The following is a 23,539-nucleotide window of genomic DNA, read 5'->3' on the forward strand; positions in this document are numbered from 1 at the left end:
TCGCCCTGGCCACCTGGGCGGGCATCGAGGGGAAGGGATCGCTCATCCTCCACTGGAGCTACCTGAGCATGGGCCTCCGGGCGGCGGGGACCTTCCTCCCCCTCTCTATCGCCATCCTCAGGCCGGGGCTCCTCTCGCCGCTTGCGGCCTTCCTCTCGAGCCTCCTGGGCGCGCTGGCCACCATCTTCTGGCCCGTCACCGGCCTTCCCGGCGAACCGCTCTTCGGCGGGCTCTTCTTCGCTTCTCTCTGCACCGCACTGGGGATCATTATCGGGAAGCGCAGGGCACGCTGAAAGCTCCTCCAGAGCGGACCGTGAAACACGGCACTTTCGTGATCAGCGGCAAATGCGTCGCTTTACTCAATTGTATGCAATGTGATACTATTGGGCCGCTTTCCCATTTCGAAACCGGCAACCGCCGAAGGGGGGGATGGACCGGGCGTTGCTCCGGAAAGAGGGGAAGCACACGACATCCTGGGTAGCAGAGCCAGGATCACATCCATTGCAGAGAGAGGTGGGAGTTATGGCAACGCACACGTCCAAGGTACCGCATACCTTTGTACTGCTGTTCTCGTTGATTGTCATCGCCGTGATCGGGACCTATGTTTTGCCCGCCGGCGAGTTCGACCGAACCACCGACGAGAACACCGGTCGGACGGTGGTGGTTCCCGGGACATACCACAAGGTGGAGCAGTCCCCCGTCAGCTTCTTCGACACCTTCATCTCCGTGCAGAGAGGCTGTATCGACGCCGCCGCGGTGGTCTTCTTTGTTTTTATCGTCTACGCATCCTTCTACGTGGTGCTCCAGACCGGAGCGCTCCACTCGTTTATCGGCTGGCTCTTACGCATCACCGAGGGGAAAGAACTGATCATCATCCCGGTGTTCATGTACACCTTCGCTCTCGCGGGCTCCGTCTTCGGGATGTTCGAGGAGACCTTCGGGTTCATCCCGCTCTTTGTCGGCCTGTCCATCGCTCTTGGCTACGACGCCATCGTCGGGATGTCCATGGTCTCCCTCGGCGTGGCCATGGGGTTCGCCGCAGCCTTCATGAACCCCTTCACCGTGGGGCTGGCCCAGAAGTTCGCCGAACTGCCGCTCTTCTCCGGCATGGGCTTCCGGATGATCAGCTGGGGCGTGCTGACCACCATGGCGGTGCTCTACACAATGCGCTACGCCATCAAGATCAAGAAGGACCCCACCAAGAGCATCATGTACGGCGTGGACATGGGCAGTCTGGCCATGGACCACAACGAGCTGATCCAGCGGAAGTTCACCCATCGGGAGAAGATGGTGCTCTGGGTTGTCATCGGCACCATCGCCCTGCTGATCTGGGGGGTCATCACCCGGGGCTGGTACTTCAACGCCATCGCCGGGCTCTTCCTGATCATGGGCATGGCCTGCGGCGCACTGGCCGGCTGGGGGCCCAGCACCATCGCCAAGACCTACGTGGAGGGCTGCCGGGACATCGTCTTCGGGGCCCTGGTGGTGGGGCTCTCCAGGGGGATCCTCATCGTCATGCAGGACGGCAACATCATCGACACCGTCATCTACGGGATGGCCCAGCCGCTGGCGGGCTTCCCGGAGTGGGTGGCCGCCGAGGGCATGCTCTTCGTCCAGACGCTGATCAACTTCTTCATCCCCTCCGGCTCCGGACAGGCGGCGACCACCATGCCCATCATGGCGCCCCTGGCCGACCTGCTGGGCGTCACCAGGCAGACGGCGGTACTGGCCTATCAGTACGGCGACGGCTTCTCCAATCTCCTCTGGCCGACCACACTGCTGCCTGTTATCTGCAGTATCGCCCACGTGCCCATCGAGAAATGGTGGAGGTATTTCATTCCCTTCTTCGTCATGCTCCTCGCCGTGGAGATGATCTTCATGTACGTGGCCGTGGCCATCGGTTTCGCCTAAATCCTTCGGGAGAGGCGAACACGAAAAAGACAGGAACCATTGCGGACAGGGCAGGGGGCGACCCTGCCCTGCTCCTCTGAGGGGGGGTACCTATGCAACAGGCGGATCTGCTCCTGAAAGGGGGCACACTCATCGACCCCGTGGGCGGAGAGGAACGCAGGACGGCTCTGGCCGTCAGGAACGGCCTCATCCTGGGGGAAGGCGACCCGTCCTCCTTCGCTGCGGCGAAGGAAATGGACATCACGGGGCGTTATGTATTGCCGGGCTTCATCGACACCCATATGCACGATGAAGAACTGGACGATCCGGCCACCACGGAGCTCGCCCTGCTCCGTCAGGGCGTCACCACGGCCGTCGCCGGGAACTGCGGCACCGGACCACGCCAGGAGACGGTGCGGGCACACCGCCGGCATCCCTGGCTGGAGATCGGATACCTCACCGGGCACTGGGCGCTGCGGGATTCCATCGGGCTCACCGATGTCCACCGGGCGGCCTCGCCGCAGCAGCTCGAAGAGATGCAGCGGATCCTCGCCGCCGAACTCCGGGAGGGTTCCCTGGGGCTCTCCTTCGGTCTGGAGTATGTCCCCGAGACAAGCCCCGAGGAGGTCAGAGCCCTCGTGGAGGTCCTGCGGGATTTCACCCATCGGCTGGTGTCCATCCATATCCGCTACGACGGGCCGCGCTGCCTTGAAGGCGTCGAGGAGGCCGTCGACCTGGCCCGTTCCACCGGGGTACGGGTCCAGATCTCCCACTTCGGGAGCATGAACGCCTTCGGACATCTGCCCGAATCGCTGGAGCTGGTGGACCGGGCCCACGACGAAGGCGTGGACGTCACCTTCGACTGCTACCCCTACGACGCCTTCTGCACCTACGCCGGCACCACCGTCTTCGACCCCGGGTTCCGGGAGCGCTGGAACAAGGACTACGGAGACCTGGAGGCGGCGTCTGGCACCTATGTGGGGCGGCGCCTCACCAGGGAGAGCTTCGACGACATCCGCGCCAACAGCCCCGGCGAGCTGATCATCGCCCATGTGATGAACGAATCGGAGGTCCTCACCTGTCTCCAGCACCCCCGCTGCGCCATCGCTTCGGACGCCACGCTCCACAGGGGCGAAGGCCATCCGCGTGCGGCGGGCACCTTCCCCAGAGCGTTGCGCCGGCTCCGGGAAGAGGGGCTCAGCTGGCCCGATGCCGTCCGCCACGCCACCTCCCTCCCCGCCCACATGGCATGGTTCGACGACCGGGGGAACCTCGAGGCGGGAAACCGGGCGGACCTGGTGGTTGTCGACCCGCAGCATCTCAGGGACAGGGCCACCTTCGCCGATCAGCTCGCCCCGCCCGAAGGGATCGACTGTGTCATCCTCGGCGGCGAGATCGCCGTGGAGCACAACACCGCTACCGAACCGCTGGGGAGGCTTCTGACTCGACGTGAGGACGGATCACCTGCAGAAAGGAGGAACAGTGAATGACAGATATCGAAAAGCAGTGGGAGCGGATATCCGCGGCACTGGACAGTGCTTCCGAAGACGCCATAGCGGTGAGCGACGCCCTCGGCGCCCATCCCGAACTGGGCGACCAGGAGTTCGAGTCCAGCAAGCAGCACGTTGCCTACCTCAGGTCCCGGGGCTTTGATGTCACCTACCCCTTCTGTGACCTCCCCACCGCCTACCAGGCGGTGGCGGGCAAGGGCAACAGACCTGTGGTGGCGCTGCTGGCCGAATACGACGCCCTCCCCGAAATGGGCCACGCCTGCGGCCACAATGTCCACGGTGCCATGTCGCTGCTCGCCGGAGCCGGTCTCGTCGAGGCAGCCGAAGAGGGCCTCGCCGAACTCCGCGTCATCGGCACGCCGGCGGAGGAGACCAACGGTGCCAAGGTCGCCATGGTCGACAAGGGGGTCTTCGACGACGTGGACCTCGCCCTGATGATCCACTCCGGCGCCGGCACCACCTATACGGACTACCGCTGCCTCGCCATGGACGCCCTGGAATTCACCTTCACCGGCAGATCGGCCCACGCCGCCGGCGCACCCTGGGAGGGCGTCAACGCCCTCAACGGACTCCAGCTCTTCTTCCACGCCATCGACATGCTGCGCCAGCATGTCCGCCCGGAGGTGCGCATGCACGGATTCGTCAGGGAGGGAGGGGTGGCGCCCAATATCGTTCCCGAGAAGGCCGTGGGGCGTTTCTACTTCCGGGCTCCCTGGAGGGACTACCTCAACGGCCTTGTCGAGCAGGTCTACAACGCCGCCCGCGGCGCGGCCCTGGCCACGGGGACGGAGGTCACCTGGCGCAACAATGAGACCAGTTTCGACAACCTCAAGCCGAATCCGCCGGCGGAACAGCTGATGAAAGAGGCCTTCCGGGACATCGGCGTCGCCGTCGGGAGCTCGCCGGGGCACATGGGCTCCAGCGACATCGGCAATGTCTCCCACGCCTGCCCCGCCATCCAGCCCATCCACGCCCTGGTGGAGGAGGAGATGGCGCTCCACACCACGGCCTTCGCCGGGGTCACCACCTCCTCCCGGTCCCACAAGGGGCTCGTCGAAGGAGGGAAGGCCCTGGCCCGGGCGATCCTCCGCTATTGCCGCGATCCGGAGCTGCAGGAACGCATTCGAGAGGATTTCCGCACCAGAACAAGCTGATCCCCCGGATCCGGAAATAACAGCAGGCCGCCCCCCAGGGGAGGCGGCCTGTCTGGTTCATCGCCGGATGTTCTTGTCAACGTCCGCGGTTCCTCTCACCGCTTGTAGCCGATGATGTCCCGCAGCAGTGCCTTCCGTTCCCTGATGTGCTCCTCGCCTTCCACGCCCCTGGCGGCGTACCCGTCGACCACCGACACCACGCCGCGGCCCTGGTCGGTCTCCACCACCACCACCTGCAGAGGGTTGGCGGTGGCCGCGTCGATGCGGCAGACCTCCTGTACCTGCTTGAGGCTGTTCATCACGTTGATGGGAAAGCCTCCGCGCAGCAGGATGATGAAGGTATGCCCTGTACGGAGCCGTTCCGCGTTCGCCACGGCGACGTCTACCAGGTCGTCGGCGTTGCCGTCCCTGCGGATCAGGCAGGGCCCGGAGGCCTCACAGAAGGCGATGCCGAACTCCAGGGATGTCGACGAGGTCACCAGGGCTTCATAGATGTCCTCCACGGTCTTGATGAAATGACTCTGCCCGATGATGATATTGCTGTCTTCCGGCACATCCAGCTGTTCCACAAACCAACCCTTCAGCTCTGCCACAGTGGATTCCTCCCTTATGTCTGGTCATCCCCGTCAGTGTACCACCAGCAGGCGACAGAGTGCCTGTCGCCCACCTCCCTGAGAGGCGGCGCCTGCTTTTCGCAGACCGGTCCTTTCTTCCTCTGGCACCGTGTGTGGAAGGGGCAGCCCGAAGGAGGATCGATGGGTGACGGGACATCCCCGGAGAGGATGATCCGGCTGGATTCCTTCTTCGGCCGCGGTTCCGGCACGGCGGAGAGCAGTGCCTCGGTATAGGGATGCCTGTAGGCGTCGAAGAGCGTATCCGTCGGCGCCATCTCCATCACATGGCCGAGGTACATCACCACCACCCGGTCGGAGATATGACGCACCACCGAGAGATCGTGGGCAACGAAGAGGAAGGTGAGGTTGTGCTCCGACTGCAGTTCCTGAAGCAGATTGATCACCTGGGCCTGGATGGAGACATCCAGGGCCGAGACCGGTTCGTCGCAGACAATCAGCTCCGGATCCATGGCCAGGGCCCGGGCGATGCCGATCCGCTGGCGCTGTCCGCCGGAGAATTCGTGGGGGTAGCGGTTCATCACCTCCGGTCGCAGCCCCGAATCCTCCAGGGCCTTGCCCACCTTCTCCCGCAGCGCCGTTTCGGTGGGGGCGAGCCCGTGGATCTCCAGCCCCTCGCCGACGATCTCCTTCACCGTCATCCGCGGGTTCAGCGAGCTGTAGGGATCCTGGAAGACCATCTGCAGACTCCGGCTCACCTCCCGCCGCTTCTCCGGCGAGAGGGTCGCCATGGGCGTGCCCTTGTAGGTGATGGTTCCTTCGGTGGGATCCTCCAGACCAACGATCACCTTGCCGGTGGTGGTCTTCCCGCAGCCCGACTCGCCCACAAGCCCCAGGGTCTCACCGGGATAGATATCGAAGGAAACGTCGTCCACGGCACGCACCACAGCGTGCTCGCCCCAGTGGCCCCTGGTCTGGAAGTGTTTCCGCAGCCCCTCCACCTCCAACAGCGGTTCGCGGCCTTTCACGGACGGGTGGATCACCGTAGATTCGAAGAAAGACGACTTCAGCCTCTCCAGCGTCAAGGCCTCCCGCCTCTCTTCCGGGGCGTAGAGCCAGCAGGCCACCTCGCGCTCCCCGCCCTGAGGAAAGAGTGGCGGTTCCTCTCTGCGGCAGCGTTCCATAGCGAAAGGACAGCGAGGATGGAAACGGCACCCCTGGGGGAACTGGAAGGGATGGGGAACCATCCCGGGGATGGTGGCCAGTTTTCTGCGCTCGTCCTTCGTCTGCTTGAGGTCGGGGATGCTCTCCAGGAGCCCCACGGTGTAAGGATGGAGAGGATGAACAAAGAGATCCTCGGTGCGCGCCCGTTCCGCCGCCTTGCCGGCGTACATCACCACGATGCGCTGGGCCATCTCGGCGACGATGCCCAGATTGTGGGTGATCAGGATCACCCCCATCTGCAGCTCCTCCCGGAGCCTGGCCAGGAGCTCCAGAATCTGGGCCTGGATGGTCACATCCAGCGCCGTGGTCGGTTCGTCGGCGATGAGCAGATCGGGGTCGCAGGCGAGCCCCATGGCGATCATCACACGCTGGCGCATGCCGCCGGACATCTGATGGGGGTAGTCACGCACCCTTCTGGCGGGATCGGGGATCCCCACCAGCTCCAGAAGCTCCACCGTACGCCCCTTGCGCTCACGCTTGCCCATGGTGGTGTGCAGCGCCAGGGCCTCCTCGATCTGGTAGCCTACGTTGAGCACTGGGTTGAGAGAGGTCATGGGCTCCTGGAAGATCATGGCGATCCGGTCCCCCCTGATGGAAGCCATGCGCTTCTCGGGGAGGGCAGCCAGATCGTTCCCGCGGTAGAGGATGCTGCCTTCCACAATGCGCCCCCGCGGTTCCGGGAGCAGCCGCATCACCGACAGGGAGGTCACCGACTTGCCGCAGCCCGACTCCCCGACGACGCCGACCATCTCGCCGGAGCGGACATCATAGCTGATGCCGTCCACGGCCCGGACGATACCATCTTCGGTGTGGAAATGGGTCTTTAGTCCTTCTATCTTCAGCAGTGGGTCCATCGCATCCACCTCAGTCTTTCATCCGGACATCCAGGGCGTCCCTGAGCCCGTCGCCGAGCAGGTTGAAGCCCAGGACGAAGATCACGATCGCCGCACCGGGGAAGATCACCGACCAGGGGGAGGTCAGAAGCAGCTTCCGCCCGTCGGCCAGCATGACACCCCACTCCGGTGTGGGCGGCTGCGCGCCCAGCCCCAGAAACCCGAGCGCCGCCGCCGAGAGGATGGCCGAGGCAAAGGTCAGCGTGGTCTGTACGATGATCGGCGAGAGGCTGTTCCGCAGGATATGCCGGAAGATGATATGGATGTCGCCGGCCCCCAGCACCCTGGCGGCCTGGACATACTCGCTCTGTTTCAGCGACAGTACGGAGCCCCGGACGATCCTGGCGAAGTGGGGGACGCTGACGATCCCGATGGCGATCATGGCGTTCACCAGGCCGGGGCCGAGGATGGCGACGATGAGGATGGCCAGCAGCACATAGGGGATGGAGAGCAGGATATCCATGGACCGCATGATCACGTCGTCCAGCCACCTGCCGTAGTAGCCGGAGACAAGCCCCAGCAGCATCCCCACCATCAGGGCGATGCCTACGGAGATGAAGCCGATCAGAAGCGACAGGCGCGCCCCGTAGATCACCCGGCTGAAGACATCCCGTCCCAGATCGTCGGTGCCGAAGATGTAGTGGTGCTCCGGCGCACGGACCTCCTCTTCCTCAGCCGTTCCGCCCAGATCAAGCTCGAAGGTGGCGAACTGCCCGCTCTGTTCGGCGCTCTGCTGCGACGACAGGTCGGTCTCGCTCTCCGAGGTCGCCTTTCCGGATTCGGCGGTTCCCGGTTCCACCGCACCGGACCACCAGAAGGGAGGCATGTCGTGGTCCTGGAGATTCCCCGCCACCGGATCCAGAGGGGCGATCACAGGGGCAAAGAGAGCCAGAAACACCAGGACGACCACCACAACCAGCCCGGCGAGGGCGTTTTTGTTCCGTTTGAGTCGCCTCCACGCGTCCACCCAGAGGCCACCCCTGCGTAGTTCCTGTACTGTTGCCGTACTCTCGGACATGGGATGCGCACCTCCTAATAGCGGATACGGGGGTCAACAAAGGCGTAGAGGATATCCACACAGAGGTTGACCAGCACGAAGAGCCCCGCCACGGCCATCGTTCCGCCGGCGATGACGGGAAAGTCCCGGGCCAGGATGCCTTCCAGAACCCATCTTCCCACACCGGGCCATGAGAAGACCGTCTCCGTAAGGATCGCACCGCCCATGAGGTAGCCGAACTGGAGCCCCAGCACGGTGATGATCGGGATGGCGGCGTTCTTGAAGGCGTGGACGAAGAGGATCTTGTTTGCGCCGACGCCCTTGGCCTTCGCTGTCCGCACATAGTCCTGGTTGAGAGCCTCCAGCATGGACGAGCGGGTCATCCGGGCGATGATGGCCATGGGGACCGTGGCCAGACAGATGGCGGGCATCACGAGATGGCGCACGACGTTCACAAAGGCATTCCAGTTGCCCGAAAGCAGCGTGTCGATCAGATAGAAGCCCGTAGTGGAGACCAGAGACATGGTGGCGTCGAGCCGCCCCGAGGTGGGGAGCCATCCCAGGTGCAGACTGAAGAGGATAATCAGCATGAAACCGAGCCAGTAGATGGGCATGGAGACCCCCACCAGCGCCCCCACCATGGAGACGTAATCAAAGAGACTGTACTGCTTCCAGGCCGATATGAAGCCGGCAAGGATTCCCACCGCCGTGGCGATCAGCATGGCGAAGACCGAGAGCTCGATGGTTGCGGCCAGCTTCTCCTTCAGCTCCTCCGCAACAGGTCGACCGGACATGATGGAATCCCCCAGATCACCCCGAACGAGACGACCGACAAACTTGCCGTATCGAATATAGACCGGTTCGTCCAGACCGAGCTTATGACGGAGCTTCTCCAGCGCTTCCGGCGAGGCGTGCTGTCCCAGCATGATCTGGGCAGGATCACCGGGGATGGCCTCGATCATCAGGAAGATCACCGAGGAGAGCACAAGAAAAACGGGAACCAGCATCAGGATCCGTCGGAAGAGATATCTCGTAAGGTGCATAGGTCCAACCCCCTTTCAACAGGCAGGGAGACAGCCCGCTGACGCCGTCTCCCTGCCGGGTTCAGACACCCTGTTCTTTTGAGATATCCTACTGGTTGATATCGATATCCGCGAGGATGAACTTCAGGATGGGATGGAGCTTGAAGTTGTCCACCTTGGCCGTGTTCACCAGCGCCAGGTTGTAGGCGTTGGCGATGGGGATCACGGGAACATCCTGGTGCATCAGTTCCGCCGACTGGATGTAGAGGGCTTCGCGCTCTTCCTGCGCCATGGTCGTCTGGCCCTCCATCATCAGCTCGTGGTACTCTTCGTTCTTCCAGACCGCGTAGTTCTGGGCGCTACCCTTCTGGGCGTTGTCCTTGTCGAGGAGCACGTACATGAAGTTGTCGGGGTCGCCATTGTCGCCCATCCAGCCGATGAGGCACATGGTGTGCTCCAGCTCCTCCAGCTTCTCCAGATAGGTGCCCCAGTCATAGGTCACCAGCTCCACGTCCACGCCGACCTCGGCGAGATCCTGCTGGATCGCCTGGGCCACCAGCTTGCCGTCGGGCATGTACTGCCTGGGCACGGGCATGTACCAGAGTTCCGTCTCGAAGCCGTCGGGATAGCCCGCCTCGGCGAGGAGCTTCCTGGCCTTCTCCGGATCGTAGCCGTAGTCCTCGATGTCGCGGTTGTAGCCCCAGAGGGTGGGCGGCAGCATCTGGTTGGCGGGCTTGGCCATCCCCTGGTAGATCTCCTTGACCAGACGCTTCTTGTTGATGGCATAGGCGACGGCCTTGCGGACCTTCAGGTTGCCGAAGGGTTCCTTGGTCATGTTCATGGCCATGTAGCCGGTGTTCATGCCCGGGGAGGCCAGGAGCTTGATATCCTCGGGATTCTCCTGCTTCAGGGTCTTGATGTTCTGGGCGGAGATCCCGTCCATGGCGTCGATCTCCCCGGCCAGCAGGGCCATCATGCGGGTGGTGTTGTCGGGGATCGAACGGTAGATGATCCGGTCGACCTTGCGCCGGCCGCCCCAGTAGTCATCGTAGGCCTTCAGGACGATGCGGTCGTTCTTCTTCCACTCCACGAACTCGTAGGGGCCGGTGCCCACCGGATGGGTACGGAAATCCTCCACGCCCATCTCCAGCATGGAGTGGGGACTCACGATCATCACCGGGAAACAGGCCATGTTGGAGAGGAAGGGTGCGTAGGGCTTGTCCAGACTGATACGCACCGTATAGTCGTCCACAGCCTCTACGGATTCGATCTGGCTGTACATGTAGCTCCAGTAGGCGAAATCGCCCTTGTGTCCGGGATGGTCGGGGTTCATCTGCCGCTCCAGCGAGAACACCACCGCATCGGCCGTAAAGGGGGTGCCGTCGTGGAAGGTCACGCCCTCGCGGAGATGGAAGGTCCAGACCAGTCCGTCGTCGGAGACATCCCAGCTCTTGGCCAGGGCCGGTTCGACCATAGTCGAGCCGTCCTTGAACTGTACCAGGGTCTCAAAGACCAGCATACAGACCTTGTAGGATTCGCCGTCGGTGATATCCGCCGGGTCGAGCCGCACGGCATCGCCGCCGCGTCCGAAGACAAACACCTTTTCCGAAGCCATGGCAGGCATGGCGAAACAAGCAAGAATCAGCGCAGCCAACAGAACAAATGCAATACGTTTCACAGTATCTCCCCTTCCTTGGTCATCGTCGAGACTACCGAGTGCCCACTACGCCCTCCTGCCCTCCTTTCCCTGGTGTATTACGGAGCTTCCCGTCCAGCAATCCACAGCTTAAGCAATATAGTAACATACATGCATCAGATTGCGCCTTCGTCGGTTCGCACCACATCACCGTCCATGATACGCCGCACCAGCTGTTCGAAGCCCCCGTCTCCGGCCGAGGGGATCACCAGATCGGCGACGCTCCGCAGTGTCGGCGGGGCATCATCGGGGGCGACCGCCACCTCGGCATGCTCCAGCATGGCGAAATCGTTCATATGGTCACCCACGGCGACCACCGGCAGTCCCGCCGGAACGAGCTGTTCACGGACAGTCTGGAGCGCGGCTCCCTTGGACACCCCCAGGGGAAGGATATCGAGGAACCGCGACCCCGCCCGCATGACCGAGAGCCGCCCGGCCAGCTCATGGCGAACCTCCTCTTCCAGCGTACAGATCTCCTGGGGTTCGCCGAAACAGATCATCCGGAAGATCCGTCCACCGGGAAGGTCCGGTGTGTCGAGCACCGCGTTAACGGACATCCCGGTTCCCTCAAAGAAACGCCTGGTCCGGACATCCCCGGGACGACAGTAGACCTGCTCGTCGCCGTAGACCTGGAGGATCAGATTGTTCCTCCAGACAAAGCGCAGAGCCTCCTGCACCGCCGACCGCTCTGACTCCCACTGGCGGTACACGGAAGCATCCTCGGTATCCATAATGCGGGCCCCGTCGTAGACAATGGCAGGGCCCCGGGCTCCCAGCTCGCGGGCCAGGCCGCGCGTCGCCGCCAGAACCCTTCCGGTAGCCACCATGATCTGCCACCCTTCGGCCCGCAGGGCCTCCGCCGCCTCCCGGGCCGAAGGGGAGATATGTCCGTGGTGGGCCACCGTTCCGTCCAGATCTGTTACCAATAGACCGCTGATACAACCACCTCCCGGTGTCCTCTCCGATGTACTCAGCTTCGCTGCACAGGCGGGACCTCCCCGCCCCGTTCCAGCAGGCGGGCGAAGTGCCGGACGACCTGCGGGTCGAACTGCGTTCCGCTGTGCCGCCGGATCTCCTCCAGCGCGGCCGCACCGGACAGAGGCTTCCTGTAGGGCCTTCCGGAGGTCATCGATTCGTAGGCATCGGCAACGGCGAAGAGACGAGCCAGGAAGGGGATGCCTTCCCCCGAGAGCCCTCTGGGGTACCCCCGGCCGTCCCAGTGCTCGTGGTGGCTCAGTATGGGTTCGGCCAGCTCCGCAAGCCCCGGCAGGCCTGTCAGGGCCGCCCTGTAGCCGATCTCGGGGTGGTTTTCCACCTCCAGCCGCTCTTCCGGTTCCAGGGAAGTCGGCTTGTGGAGAATCTCGTCGTTGACGGCGATCATCCCGATATCGTGATACCTGGCAAGCCTCCGCGCCCGGGAAACCGTGCTCTCCTCGTGTCCGAATGCCCTGGCCAGCGCCTCCATCCATTCCGCAAGACGCCGGATATGCCCGCCGTCCTCGCCGGGAAGGATCTCGAGCATGCGCTGGAGCGTCTCCATGCTCTCCCGCCACTCCGCAGGCCTCCGTTTCATCTTGTCCCGGTACATCCGCTCCTCCGCCCGGGGCAAAGCATCCTCGGCGTATTCGCTCTGTTGCCGCACTGTGACGTACCCGATGGCCAGCCCCAGGGGCAACGGGCCGGGGGAGTGAGCGCCGTACCCACTCCGGATGGCCTCGCTCATTCTTTCGGCTTCGCCGGCATCGGTCCTGGGAAACAGCGCGATGAATTCGTCCCCGCCCCATCGCGCAACCACGTCGCCGTTTCTGCAGACACGGCGCATGACCTCCGCAGCGTGGCGGAGCAATCCGTCACCCGCCTGGTGGCCGAAGATGTCGTTGGTCATCTTCAATCCGTTGATATCAGCCATCAGAATGGTGAGGGGGCGCTCCCCCTTCTGGTTCAACCGATGCAGCTCTTCCTCGTAGAACCGCCGGTTGTACAGTCCGGTGAGTTCGTCGTGGAAACTCAGAAAGCGGATGGCCTTCTCTTCACGTTTCGCCTCGGAGATATCCGAGAGGCTCAACAGGAACCGTGCGGCCTTCCCCTCGAAGGACGGGAGAAGCGAGCAGTTCAGCATGGCCGTCACCGATTCTGTCCCGCAGCTTTTCATGTCCACCTCCCCCTGGAACGACTCGCTGCCCGAGGTCATTGCGTGGACCATGGCCTCCAGAATACCGAGGGAGTTGTCGTGGAAACAGTGCGGGATACTCCGACGGGCCGCCTCTTTGTGGTGAAGCTGGAAAAAGGAGAGGGCGGCGGCGTTGACATCCACCACCCGGAGGGCATCAACCAGAGCTGCAGGGTCTTCCTCGGGAGGGGCCCAGCTGTTTTCGTCTCCTTTTCCGGAGGGCATCACAGCGGAGGCGTCCACCTCAAGCAGTGGGATCGGGGCCTGTTCGAAGAGGCTCCGGTAGCGGCATTCGCTTTTGGTCACCCGCTCCTCGAGCCTGTACCGGAGAGAGATATCCCGAACCACCGCCACCACGCGTTCCGATGTGCCGGAAGAGAGCTTGTTGAGCGCCACCTCCACGGGGAAGGATTCGCCGTTCGCCCCCAGATGCCTGCCGTTGAACAGCGCCGGACCTCCTTCCTTCCGGAGGGGGAGCTCGCCGGCGGGGTCATGCATGATCCGGGAGAGGGAAAGCCCCTCGATACGCCCGTGTTCGTATCCGTATCGCCCTGTGGCCGCCCGGTTCGCCTCCAGAATGCGCATCTCCACGGCATCCACCAGAAAGACGGCATCACCGATGACCTCCACAAGCCGCTCCCGGTGCTGCTCGCTCTCGGCGAGTTCCCGCCTGGTGGATCCGTGTTTGGCGATCTCCTCGTCCAGGCTTCGGTTCAGCTGCAACAGCTCACCGGTGCGCTCCCGGTTCCTGGCCTCCAGTTCCCTTCTCTGCCTGTCCAGATCGCTGTTGGAGACCTGCAGGGAGCCGAGCCGGGCGGAAAGCCTCCTGTTCAGCTCTTCGTTGCTACGGTAGAGCTCGAGATTGTAGAGCATGCTCGCCGCCGAGTTGAGCAACACCCGAAAGAGCGCCAGGGAGATATCCAGGAGCTGCGCCGGATCCTCGCCCAGGACCCCGAGAAAGAGCCCCAGGGTGGTTCCCCGGGCGGCCAGCTCGTAGAGGACCAGCGGCCTGCCTGTCCGCGAGGAGGTGGTGATCACGGGACTCCGCCGTCCGAGGGTCCACGCAAGGGTTCCATCCTCTATGAGGGGTGCCTTTTCCTCCTCGAGCCGCGCTTGCTGTTCGGCAGGCTCCGCGTAGGTGAGTGCAAAGGTAGCCTCACCTTCCTGCACGGTGTAGAACCCCAGACGTTCGAACCGGATGATGGAACCCGCCTTGGCGGCTGTGGCGCCCAGTATCGAGGCCGTATCGCTGCTCTGATCGAGAACCAGGCTCAACGTATCGAGGCCAAGCGCCGTATCGAGAACACGGAACGCCGCGTCCCGTTCCTCGCGGAGCATCTGGACCTCTTCAGTCAGCGTTCGCAGCGAATCGGAAGCACTCATCGAAAACACCTCAAGACTCCTCGTCTAAAAGAAGAGGGAAAAGATCTCTTCTATCTGCCGCCGTCCCTGGGTGACCGCAGGCTCCAGGGATCTCGGGGAGAGACCGGCCCGCTCCCACTCCTCCGGAGGAAGGGAAGGGACATTCAGGGAACCGCTGGTCCCGATCTGGAGCGCAATGGCGAGGGTGTCCGCAGCGGTCACCAGACCGGTCTGCTCCGGAGCGGTGCTCCGCAGCGGACTGTGGTGCCGGCGTACAAGCTCCACAAGGGTATCGGGGATCTTCCACTCGCGCAGCAGAGCCGCACCGACCTGTGCGTGGCTGTACCCGAACCGGTCCAGTTCGATCTCCTGCATCGGCCGGCCGGATCCACGGGCTTCACGGATCACCGACAGCATCTGTTTCGGCGCTCTCCGCAGCAGGACCAGCCGCCCCACATCGTGGAGAAGCCCGCCGACGAACATGCGCTCCCGCTCCGGGATCTTCCGGAACGAGGCCAGAATCCGTGCGAAGACCCCTACGGCGATGGAGTGCCGCCAGAAGGTCTGCATGTCCAGCAGACCGGAGGGGACCTCGCCGAAGGTCCGCACGGCGGCGACCCCCAGGGCCAGGGTTGTCAGCTCCCGGGAACCGATGATGGCCACAGCCCTGGTGATCGACTCGATCCGTTTGCGAAACCCGAAAAAGGAGCTGTTCACGAGCTTGAGCAGCCGTGCGGAGAGGCTGGAATCCTTGCTGACCACATCGGCGATGTGGCTGGCCGAACTCAGCGGAGACTCCAGGACATCCTTGATCTGGAAATAGATGGCGGGATAGGAGACAAGGCGCACCTCCTGCAACACCAGCTCGTTGAGTCCGGGCAGAGCGGCCTCCCCTCCCGTTCCTTCCTCCGCACCCTGCAAAAGGTCGTATTTCCAGGGTTCATCGCTGGAGGAACCGTAGGAACGTTCCAGAAGCGCCAGGCGGTAGAGCTCGCCTATAAAGGGGTTGCGCTTCACGGAATGGGGGAAAAAGGGATCCACCTGCGCACGGAAGGGTTCGAGGTCCGGATGGAAAACACCGTTCTGCTCTTCCACCTGCTCCTCATCGTCGGACTCAAGGGCAATCTCGTTCACACCCCATATCTTCATCGCTTCGATGTGCCGTTGTTCGAGCTGCGCCCCGCACTTCCTGATGAGTCGCCCGTCGGGGGAAAACACATCATCGGCGAGGACACTCCCTGGTTCTACGCTATGGATCGATCTCCATTTTGCCATGCATTCAACCCCAAGGAAGAGTTTGGCAACCCCGCTGCGGGTGCGCCTTGCCTTAGCCATTACCGTCTATTATAATACAGATGATTTTTGGTATTATTCGTCGAGGCAGCAGGCGGCCAGGTTCCGCATGAAGGATCTTGCGTTGACAGTATAGCATTTCCTGTCCCTGCGCAGCCCCAGCCTTGTCGAGAAGTGCCTGCACACGAAAGGAGGGTCTGTCATGCGACTGACTGAGATGTCCCGGACCAGCGGGTGAGCCGCCAAAATAGGTCCGGCGGACCTGCACCATGTTCTGGATCAACTCGTGACACCTGCAAGCGACATCCTTCTCTCCGGGTGGGACCACGGTGAGGATGCGGCCCTCTGGCGGATCACCGACGAACGGACTGGGATCCTCAGTATCGATTTCATCACACCTGTTTCGGATGACCCGGAGACCTACGGGCGGATCGCCGCCGCCAACGCCCTGAGCGATATCTTCGCCATGGGCGGCCGTCCGCTGGTGGCGCTCAGTCTGGCGGCGTTCCCCGTCAACTGCGAGCCCCTGGACACCCTTACCTCTATCCTCAAAGGCATGCAGCAGAAGGTGCTTGAAGCGGGAGCCGTGCTCGCAGGGGGCCACAGTATCGAAGACGAGGAGCCGAAATTCGGCCTGGCGGTCTTCGGCGAGGTGGAGGCATCGGCCGCCTGGAAGGTCTCCGGCGCCCGGGCCGGCGACCGCCTGATTCTGACCCAGTCACTGGGAACGGGGATCATCGCTACGGCATTGAAAGCGGAGATGGCCGAACCACAGGAGGTCGAGCATGCCATGACGCTCATGTCGCGACTCAACAATCTTGCCGGAAAACTGGGCCGACACGACAGGGCGCGGATCAGGGCCTGTACGGACGTAACCGGCTTCGGCCTCGCCGGGCACCTGCTGGATCTGCTCGACGACAGTCTGGACGCCCGGATCGATTCCGGATCCCTGCCGGTCATCCCGGGGACACTGGAAAAGGCCGAGATGGGGCTGATCCCGGCCGGCTGTTTCAACAACCGGGAGCATTACGAACAGCATGTCCATTTTGCGGATACCGTAACGGCATCCGTGCAGGATCTCCTCTTCGACCCCCAGACATCGGGGGGACTGCTTGTGGCGGTGGGGCCCGAACATGCGGATCCCCTTCTTGAGACGGTACGAAACGCCGGTTTCGGCGACGCCGCAATCATCGGAACAGTGGAAGAGGGATCCGGGGCGATCCACGTGGGCTGAACGGAACGCCACAACCCGAAACGCGTGCAGCCCGGTCAACTTTGACCGGGCTGCACGCGTTGTACTGTCTATCAGAGTCCTGAAATCCAGCGAAAACCCTTTACTGTGTTGCCTGCCGCTTCAGCTCCTGGATAACGGCCTCCGTCACTTCGGTACCCCCGTAGAACACCTGCGCCTTGTCGAGGATCACCGTGAACCCGCGTGCCTTGGCGACGGTACGGATGGCCATATCGACATCCTTGAACAGCGGCTCCATCAGAGACTGCTCCTCCTGAGCCGCTTCCTGGCGCTTCTTCTGGTAGATCTGGGCCTTCTGCTGATTGTCGCTTACGGAATCGATGGCCATCTTGGCTTCGCTCTGCTTTTGCTCGCTCATCTGTTTGATCCTCTGCTGGGTTGCCTTGAAATCCGGGTGATTGTAGAGCACCCGCTGTGGATCGATGACACCGATCTTCGTCTCGGCGACAGCGCTCCCGGCATACACCGCTACAAGCATCACCACAAGTACTCCTATGAGTGCCGTGCGGGTCATTCTGTTCATAAAAGAACCTCCTTAATGAATAGTAGTCAGCCCTTCTTCCGGAATTGTATTCTACATGCCGCGGTACGACACGTATAGGGAAAATTACGTGCTTGCGGCTCCATCGTTTGCACTGTTCGGGTGACGGAAACGACCCCGTCGGCGGTTCCCATGCGACACATCAGTCCCGCCCGGGATCCTCCATCATTCGGAGGGCCGACAACGCCGCCGCCTGTTCGGCCGTTTTCCGCGAAGGCCCCTCTCCCCTACCGAGACAGGTGCCGTTCTCCCTGCGGACAGCGACGCTGTAGATCGTTTCGTGGGGTGGGCCGACGGTGGAGATCACCTCATACTGGGGGGTTGTGCCGTTTTCCCTGGCGAGTAGCTCCTGGAGACGGGACTTGGCGTCCAGGGCCACCGGTTTCCCCCATTCCCGGGAGAGCTCCATCAGCTTGTCGATCACCTGCCTCGCCGCCTCGATCCCCCCGTCGACGTAGACAGCCCCGATCAGCGCTTCCCCCGCATCGGCCAGGAGCGAGTCGTTCTCCCCTCCGCCCTGTCTGCGCAATCCCCTGCCGAGACGGATCAGCCTGTTCAGCCCTACGGCGCGGCTCCATCGGGCGAGGCTTGCGGTACAGACAATCTGGGCCCGCTTCTTGGTCAGCTGTCCTTCGTTCCACCCCTGGTGCTGCCGGAAGAGCTCATCGGAGACGCAGAGCTCCAGCACGGCATCCCCCAGGAATTCGAGGCGCTCGTTCCACTCCTGTTCTCCGTACTCGTGGGCGTAGGAGGCGTGTGTCAGGGCACTCCTCAGGAGATCGGGGAAGCGGAAGCGATACCCCAGCCTCTCCTGAAGCTTGCCGAGCTCCTCCTCCCACCATATGCTATCCAGCGGCATGGCGGAACTCTTGATCACTCGGCAAATCGTTCCAGGGCGAGCACGGCATTGTGGCCCCCGAAGCCGAAGCTGTTGACAAGCACCCGGCGGACCTCCATGTCGTGCAGACACCGGGAGGTCACGTTGATGGGACACTCGCTGTCGAGATTCTCCATGTTCAGCGTGGGATGCACAACACCGGTCACGATGCTCTGGATCGAAGCGATCGCCTCCAGCGCTCCGGCCGCACCGAGACAGTGCCCAACCATGGACTTGGTGGAATTGACAAGCAGCCGGTCGGTATGCTCACCGAAGAGCCTCCGGATCGACTGGGCTTCCATGATATCGTTCAGGCGCGTGGACGTGCCGTGGGTATTGATGAGGTCCACCTCGTCCAGGGTCCACCCCGCTTTGCCGACAGCCATCTCCATCGCACGGTAGGCCCCGTCTCCGTTGGGGTCCGGGGCGGTGATATGGTAGGCGTCACAGGTGGATCCATAGCCGCGCACCTCGGCGAGGATGGAGGCGCCGCGCTTTTTGGCATGTTCCATGTCCTCAAGCACCAGGACACCCGATCCTTCTCCGAGGACAAACCCGTCGCGGTCGCGGTCGAAGGGCCTGGAGGCGTGGTCGGGGTCGTCGTTTTTGGTGGAGAGGGCCTTCATCGCCGCGAATCCCGCCGTGGAGATGGGTGTGATGGCCGATTCCGTCCCGCCGGCGAGCACCACATCGGCGTCGCCGCGGCGGATGGTCTCAAAGGCTTCGCCCATGGTATGCGTGGCCGTGGCGCAGGCCGTAACGACACAGATGTTCGGGCCCTTTGCGTTGTGCCTGATCGCCACATAGGCCGCAGGCATGTTGCTGATCATCATGGGGACAAAGAAGGGGCTCACCCTCGACGGGCCGCGCTTGGCGAGGGTTTCGTAGTTCTTGAGGCTTGTCCAGATGCCCCCCTCTCCGCTTCCGATGTAGACTCCAAATTTATGACTCTCCAGATCCTCGATGTCGAGGCCGGCATCCTTCACAGCCATATCCGCCGCCGCAACGGCGAAGTGGATCACAGGGTCGGTGCGCCGGATCTCCTTGCGCTCCATGTAGGACTCAAGGTCGAGATCGGTCACCTCCGCCGCAATCTTTACGGAGAACTCCTCCGTGTCGAAGTGCGTGATCGGCCCTATGCCCGAACGTCCGGCTTCCAGGGCCTCCCAGTATGTATCTTTTCCATGTCCTATGGGGCTGACTACGCCAAGCCCGGTGACGACAACTCTTCTCAAACCGGGTCACTCCTTCATCCTGGTATGGATCGGGCTTTCTGGTCGTGCCTCGCAGAGAGCGCCCGAAAGAGGGGGAGCCAACGGGACTCCCCCTCCTCTATTGCCTTACGCTTCGATACCGAGCTTGCCTTTGACGTACTCCAGGGCTTCACCAACATTGGTAAGCTTCTCGGCATCCTCGTCGGGAATCTCGATGTCGAACTCCTCCTCGATTCCCATGATCAGCTCAACGATATCAAGGGAGTCCGCCCCGAGGTCTTCAACAAAGGAAGCCTCCGGTGCGATCTGACTCTCCTCCACGTCGAGACGATCGGTCACAATCTCTTTCAGCCGGGTCATCACTTCTTCTTTGGTCATCCGTTCCACCCCCTTTTTCTGCTTTCTCTCTTAACACATGGTCAGGCCGCCATCGACGGCCAGTACCTGCCCTGTTATATAGGACGCAGCGTCGGAGGCGAGAAACGCCACACAGGCCGCCACATCCTCCGGTCTGCCCGGCCTGCCTGCGGGAATATGCCGGATATAGGATTCCCGGACCGAATCTCCGAGCTCTGCGGTCATCTCTGTTTCCACAAACCCCGGGGCCACCACGTTGGCGGTGATGTTGCGCGCCCCGTACTCCTTGGCCACGCTCCGCATGAGCCCCACCACGCCGGCCTTGGCGGCGGCGTAGTTGGCCTGCCCGGCGTTGCCGGTCTGGCCGACCACGGAACCGGTGGTGATCACCCGTCCCCATCGTGCTCTGGCCATAGCCTTCACCGCCCGCTGCGTACAGGAGAAGACCGCAGAGAGATTGGTATGCAGCACCTCGTCCCAGTCCCGGCGCTTCATCCGCAGCAGCAGGGTATCCCGGGTGATGCCCGCGTTGTTGACCAGCACGGCCACGGATCCCATGGATTCCCGGATTTCCCCGAAGAGCCGGTCCACACCTTCCGGATCGGCCACATCGGCCTGAAAGGCGCCGCCCTGAACCCCCCGGGCCCGCACCGCCTCAACGACCTCCTCGGCGGGCTGGGCGGAACGATTGTAATTCACCGCCACATCATACCCCGTATCGGCAAGGGCTACGGCGATAGCGCGGCCGATCCCCCGGCTCCCCCCGGTGACCAGGGCAAGCTTGCGTGACTCGGACATTCTATTGACCCCTCCCTAGAAAATCAAGCAGCTGGGCGCACTCCTTTTCACTCCGCAGGGACTTGGTGGTGAGCTCGCGGCTGATCTTTTTCGCCAGCCCGGAGAGAATTCGGCCAGGGCCGAATTCGACAATGGTGTCCACGCCCATCTCCCGCATGGTCGCCACGGAATCCGTCCAGAGAACGGGATTGTCGTTCTGTTCAAGCAGGGCCTTGCGGATCTCCCCGGGCTCGCAGACCGGCCGGGCCGACACATTGGCGACAATCGGCCACCGCGGCGTGTGGAAGGGCACCTCCTCCAGATAGGGTCGGAAGTGCTCGCGCATGGGGCGCATCATCGATGAGTGGAAGGGAGCGCTGACCTTGAGCATCACGGCCCGCTTCGCCCCTTTTTCCTTCGCCGCCGTCGCCAGCCGCCCGACCGCCTCGGCCTCGCCGGAGACAACGGTCTGCGTGGGCGCATTGTAGTTCACGGCTTCACAGACCGCCCCACCTGCCTGTTCCGCCTCGCAGAGCTTCCGGACCGCCGCCGCGTCAAGGCCGATCACGGCGGCCATGGCGCCCTGCCCCAGCGGCACCGTTTCCTGCATGAGCCGGCCCCTCCGGTTGACCAGACGGACAGCGTCTTCCAGAGAGAGCGCCCCCGCCGCCACATGGGCCGTATACTCGCCGAGACTGTGCCCCGCCAGACAGGCCGGCGACGGCTGGAGACCGAACTCCTCCGTCAGAACGCGGTAGAGCGCCACCCCATGGGTCAGGATCGCAGGCTGGGTGAACTCGGTTTTCTGCAGCTCCTCCTCCGGCCCCTCAAAGGCCAGCGTGCTCAACGCAAAACCGAGCGCGTCGTCGGCGGCCCTGAAGGTCTCCCGGGCGACGGTGAAACTCCCGGCGAGCTCCCTGCCCATGCCCACCTCCTGCGCCCCCTGCCCGGGAAAGACAAAGGCGTATCGCATCATCGCTTCCTCCGATTCATTCGGGTTTTCTCTCGCATCGTGTCCCCAGCCGGCCGAAGACCTGGTCGGCCTCGTCAAACATACCACGGATGATCTCCGCGGCGGGCTGGATGGTTTTCACCAACCCGGCGATCTCGCCGGACATCACCGAGCCGTATTGGCTGTCGCCGTCGACAACGGCCTGCCGCAGCCGGCCGGCCCCGAGTTCCTCCAGCTTGTCGAGGGTGTATTCGCCCCGTTCGAGCTCCTCGAACTGCTGGGTCAGCTTGTTCTTGATGCAGCGGACGGGATGTCCCGTGGGGCGTCCGGTCAGTACGGTGCTTCGGTCGCGCGCCTTGATGATCGCCTTCTTGTAGTTGTCGTGGGCGGTGCATTCCCCGGCACAGACAAAACGGGTTCCCACCTGGACACCCTCCGCCCCCAGAGCGAAGGCGGCGGCGATTCCCCGACCGTCGGCGATGCCTCCGGCGGCAATGACCGGCATATCCACCGTATCGACGATCTGGGGGACAAGGCACATGGTGCTCGTCTCGCCGACATGCCCCCCGGCCTCGGACCCCTCGGCAACCACTGCATCGGCGCCCTGTTTGGCCACACGCTTGGCGTGCGCGACGGAGGCGATCACCGGGATCACCACGGTGCCGAGCGGTTTGAGCCGTTCGATCACCTTCCCGGGCGATCCGGCACCGGTGGTCACAATGGGCACCCTGTAGGAGGCCACCAGCTCGAGGGCTTCATCAGCCGTGGGCGACAGGAGCATGATATTCACGCCGAAGGGACGGGAGGTCATGGCCCGCGCCCTTTTGATCTCCTCTTCCAGCAGATCGATCGGCATGTTCGCTGCCGCGATGATTCCGAGACCTCCGCCGTTACTCACCGCCGCCGCCAGGGAGGCATTGGCCACCCAGGCCATGCCTCCCTGAACAATGGGATACTCCGTGCCGAGGAGATCGGTAATCCTGGTTCGCAGAGCCATCATTCCACCTCACAGTTCCAACAGGAATGCCCCGTAGGTCATGCCCGAACCGAAACTCGTCAGCGCCACCCTCTGCCCCTTTGTGATCCGCTCTTCCTCCAGGGCTTCGTGGAGCGCCAGAAAGACCGAAGCCGCCGAGGTATTGCCGTATCGATCGAGATTAACATACATCTTCTGGGGAGAAACCCCGATACGCTTCAACACGGCATCCATGATCCGCAGGTTCGCCTGATGGAAGATCCAGGTATCCACGGATTCGGGTTCCACACCGGAATCGGTGCAGAAGGTGTCGAGGAAGGGCGGCAGGTTGCGGTTGACGAACTTGAACACCTCGTTGCCCTTCATCTTGATCAGGTGCTGCTTGTCCGCCACCGTCTCCACCGTCATGGGGGATGCGCTCATCCCTCCGGGGATGATGATCAGATCGGCCTTGGAACCGTCGGAACGGAGCGCACTGGAGATCATATGCCCCTCGCCGTCCCGCTGCGGCCCCACCACTGCAGCGCCGGCCCCGTCTCCAAAGAGCACGCAGGTGTTCCTGTCTTCCCAGTCCACCAGTCTGGACAGCACCTCGGCGCCGATCACAAGCACATTCTCCCAGAGGCCCGAGGCCACGCCGGCCGTCGCCAGGGCAAGCGAACTGATGGAGCTGGTGCAGCCGGTCTGGATATCGCTGGCGCCCGCTTTGACGGCGCCGATTCTGTCCTGGACCCTGCAGGCTACCGAAGGAAAGATGGTGTCCGGGGTGTTGGTGGCCACCAGCACCATGTCGAGCTCCTCCGGGGCCA

General features: G+C 63.0%; 21 protein-coding genes and 1 pseudogene. 5 read left to right on the top strand and 17 right to left on the bottom strand.

Annotated features, from left to right (window positions below; all coding sequences use genetic code 11):
* The 4 genes from K9L28_06420 to K9L28_06435 form a co-directional block, all read left to right on the top strand.
* Positions 1-293: sodium:solute symporter family protein (locus K9L28_06420; protein ID MCF7935954.1), on the top strand; the 293-nt coding region annotated here is incomplete at its 5' end.
* A 229-nt stretch (positions 294-522) separates the two neighbouring features.
* Complete coding sequence (locus K9L28_06425) at positions 523-1,911, top strand: TIGR00366 family protein (GenBank protein MCF7935955.1); 1,389 nt, start codon at positions 523-525, stop codon at positions 1,909-1,911.
* 92 nt (positions 1,912-2,003) lie between these two features.
* Positions 2,004-3,380: an amidohydrolase family protein gene (locus K9L28_06430; protein ID MCF7935956.1), complete on the top strand. Its 1,377-nt coding sequence runs from the start codon at positions 2,004-2,006 to the stop codon at positions 3,378-3,380.
* Positions 3,377-4,555 (top strand): M20 family metallopeptidase, encoded by a 1,179-nt coding sequence (locus K9L28_06435; protein MCF7935957.1) that lies wholly within the window; start codon positions 3,377-3,379, stop codon positions 4,553-4,555. Before K9L28_06430 ends, K9L28_06435 begins: the two co-directional genes overlap by 4 nt.
* A gap of 95 nt (positions 4,556-4,650) precedes the next feature.
* Here the strand turns inward: K9L28_06435 and K9L28_06440 are convergent, their stop codons facing one another.
* The 9 genes and pseudogenes from K9L28_06440 to K9L28_06480 form a co-directional block, all read right to left on the bottom strand.
* Entirely contained in the window at positions 4,651-5,148 is a 498-nt protein-coding gene (locus tag K9L28_06440) for an adenosine-specific kinase (protein ID MCF7935958.1), read from the bottom strand.
* A gap of 14 nt (positions 5,149-5,162) precedes the next feature.
* On the bottom strand, positions 5,163-6,311 hold the full coding sequence (locus tag K9L28_06445) for an ATP-binding cassette domain-containing protein (GenBank protein ID MCF7935959.1): 1,149 nt from the start codon (positions 6,309-6,311) through the stop codon (positions 5,163-5,165).
* A gap of 904 nt (positions 6,312-7,215) precedes the next feature.
* The gene (locus K9L28_06450; protein ID MCF7935960.1) at positions 7,216-8,070 is read right to left on the bottom strand and encodes an ABC transporter permease; all 855 of its coding nucleotides are present in this window, start codon (positions 8,068-8,070) and stop codon (positions 7,216-7,218) included.
* A gap of 27 nt (positions 8,071-8,097) precedes the next feature.
* Positions 8,098-8,262, bottom strand: a pseudogene (locus K9L28_06455) (ABC transporter permease).
* 14 nt (positions 8,263-8,276) lie between these two features.
* The gene (locus K9L28_06460; protein ID MCF7935961.1) at positions 8,277-9,284 is read right to left on the bottom strand and encodes an ABC transporter permease; all 1,008 of its coding nucleotides are present in this window, start codon (positions 9,282-9,284) and stop codon (positions 8,277-8,279) included.
* An 88-nt stretch (positions 9,285-9,372) separates the two neighbouring features.
* Positions 9,373-10,941, bottom strand: a complete 1,569-nt coding sequence (locus K9L28_06465) for an ABC transporter substrate-binding protein (protein MCF7935962.1) — start codon at positions 10,939-10,941, stop codon at positions 9,373-9,375.
* 134 nt (positions 10,942-11,075) lie between these two features.
* A complete protein-coding gene (locus tag K9L28_06470) occupies positions 11,076-11,885 on the bottom strand; it encodes a Cof-type HAD-IIB family hydrolase (GenBank protein MCF7935963.1) in 810 nt (269 codons plus the stop codon).
* 44 nt (positions 11,886-11,929) lie between these two features.
* A complete protein-coding gene (locus K9L28_06475) occupies positions 11,930-14,521 on the bottom strand; it encodes a diguanylate cyclase (GenBank protein MCF7935964.1) in 2,592 nt (863 codons plus the stop codon).
* A 15-nt stretch (positions 14,522-14,536) separates the two neighbouring features.
* Positions 14,537-15,766: an HDOD domain-containing protein gene (locus K9L28_06480; protein ID MCF7935965.1), complete on the bottom strand. Its 1,230-nt coding sequence runs from the start codon at positions 15,764-15,766 to the stop codon at positions 14,537-14,539.
* Positions 15,767-15,986: 220 nt separating this feature from the next.
* On the opposite strand from K9L28_06480, the gene selD reads away from it, so the two are divergent.
* Positions 15,987-17,018, top strand: coding sequence for a selenide, water dikinase SelD (gene selD, locus K9L28_06485; protein ID MCF7935966.1), 1,032 nt, complete (start codon positions 15,987-15,989; stop codon positions 17,016-17,018).
* A 100-nt stretch (positions 17,019-17,118) separates the two neighbouring features.
* Here selD and K9L28_06490 read toward each other — a convergent pair whose 3' ends face one another.
* From K9L28_06490 to K9L28_06525, 8 genes are all read right to left on the bottom strand, one after another.
* On the bottom strand, positions 17,119-17,559 hold the full coding sequence (locus K9L28_06490) for an OmpH family outer membrane protein (GenBank protein MCF7935967.1): 441 nt from the start codon (positions 17,557-17,559) through the stop codon (positions 17,119-17,121).
* A gap of 160 nt (positions 17,560-17,719) precedes the next feature.
* The gene (gene rnc / locus K9L28_06495; protein MCF7935968.1) at positions 17,720-18,454 is read right to left on the bottom strand and encodes a ribonuclease III; all 735 of its coding nucleotides are present in this window, start codon (positions 18,452-18,454) and stop codon (positions 17,720-17,722) included.
* Positions 18,451-19,689 carry a beta-ketoacyl-ACP synthase II gene (gene fabF, locus K9L28_06500; protein MCF7935969.1) on the bottom strand — a complete coding sequence of 413 codons (1,239 nt, stop codon included), beginning with the start codon at positions 19,687-19,689 and terminating at the stop codon, positions 18,451-18,453. Before fabF ends, rnc begins: the two co-directional genes overlap by 4 nt.
* Before the next feature lie 105 nt (positions 19,690-19,794).
* Positions 19,795-20,046: an acyl carrier protein gene (acpP, locus tag K9L28_06505; GenBank protein MCF7935970.1), complete on the bottom strand. Its 252-nt coding sequence runs from the start codon at positions 20,044-20,046 to the stop codon at positions 19,795-19,797.
* Between the two features lie 30 nt (positions 20,047-20,076).
* Positions 20,077-20,823, bottom strand: a complete 747-nt coding sequence (gene fabG / locus K9L28_06510) for a 3-oxoacyl-[acyl-carrier-protein] reductase (protein ID MCF7935971.1) — start codon at positions 20,821-20,823, stop codon at positions 20,077-20,079.
* Position 20,824: 1 nt separating this feature from the next.
* Positions 20,825-21,775, bottom strand: coding sequence for an ACP S-malonyltransferase (fabD, locus tag K9L28_06515; GenBank protein ID MCF7935972.1), 951 nt, complete (start codon positions 21,773-21,775; stop codon positions 20,825-20,827).
* A 16-nt stretch (positions 21,776-21,791) separates the two neighbouring features.
* Entirely contained in the window at positions 21,792-22,751 is a 960-nt protein-coding gene (fabK, locus tag K9L28_06520; GenBank protein MCF7935973.1) for an enoyl-[acyl-carrier-protein] reductase FabK, read from the bottom strand.
* A gap of 9 nt (positions 22,752-22,760) precedes the next feature.
* On the bottom strand, positions 22,761-23,539 hold a 779-nt coding region (locus tag K9L28_06525), incomplete at its 5' end, for a beta-ketoacyl-ACP synthase 3 (GenBank protein ID MCF7935974.1).

It is taken from the genome of Synergistales bacterium (genome assembly GCA_021736445.1).
Taxonomy (GTDB): Bacteria; Synergistota; Synergistia; order Synergistales; family Aminiphilaceae; genus JAIPGA01.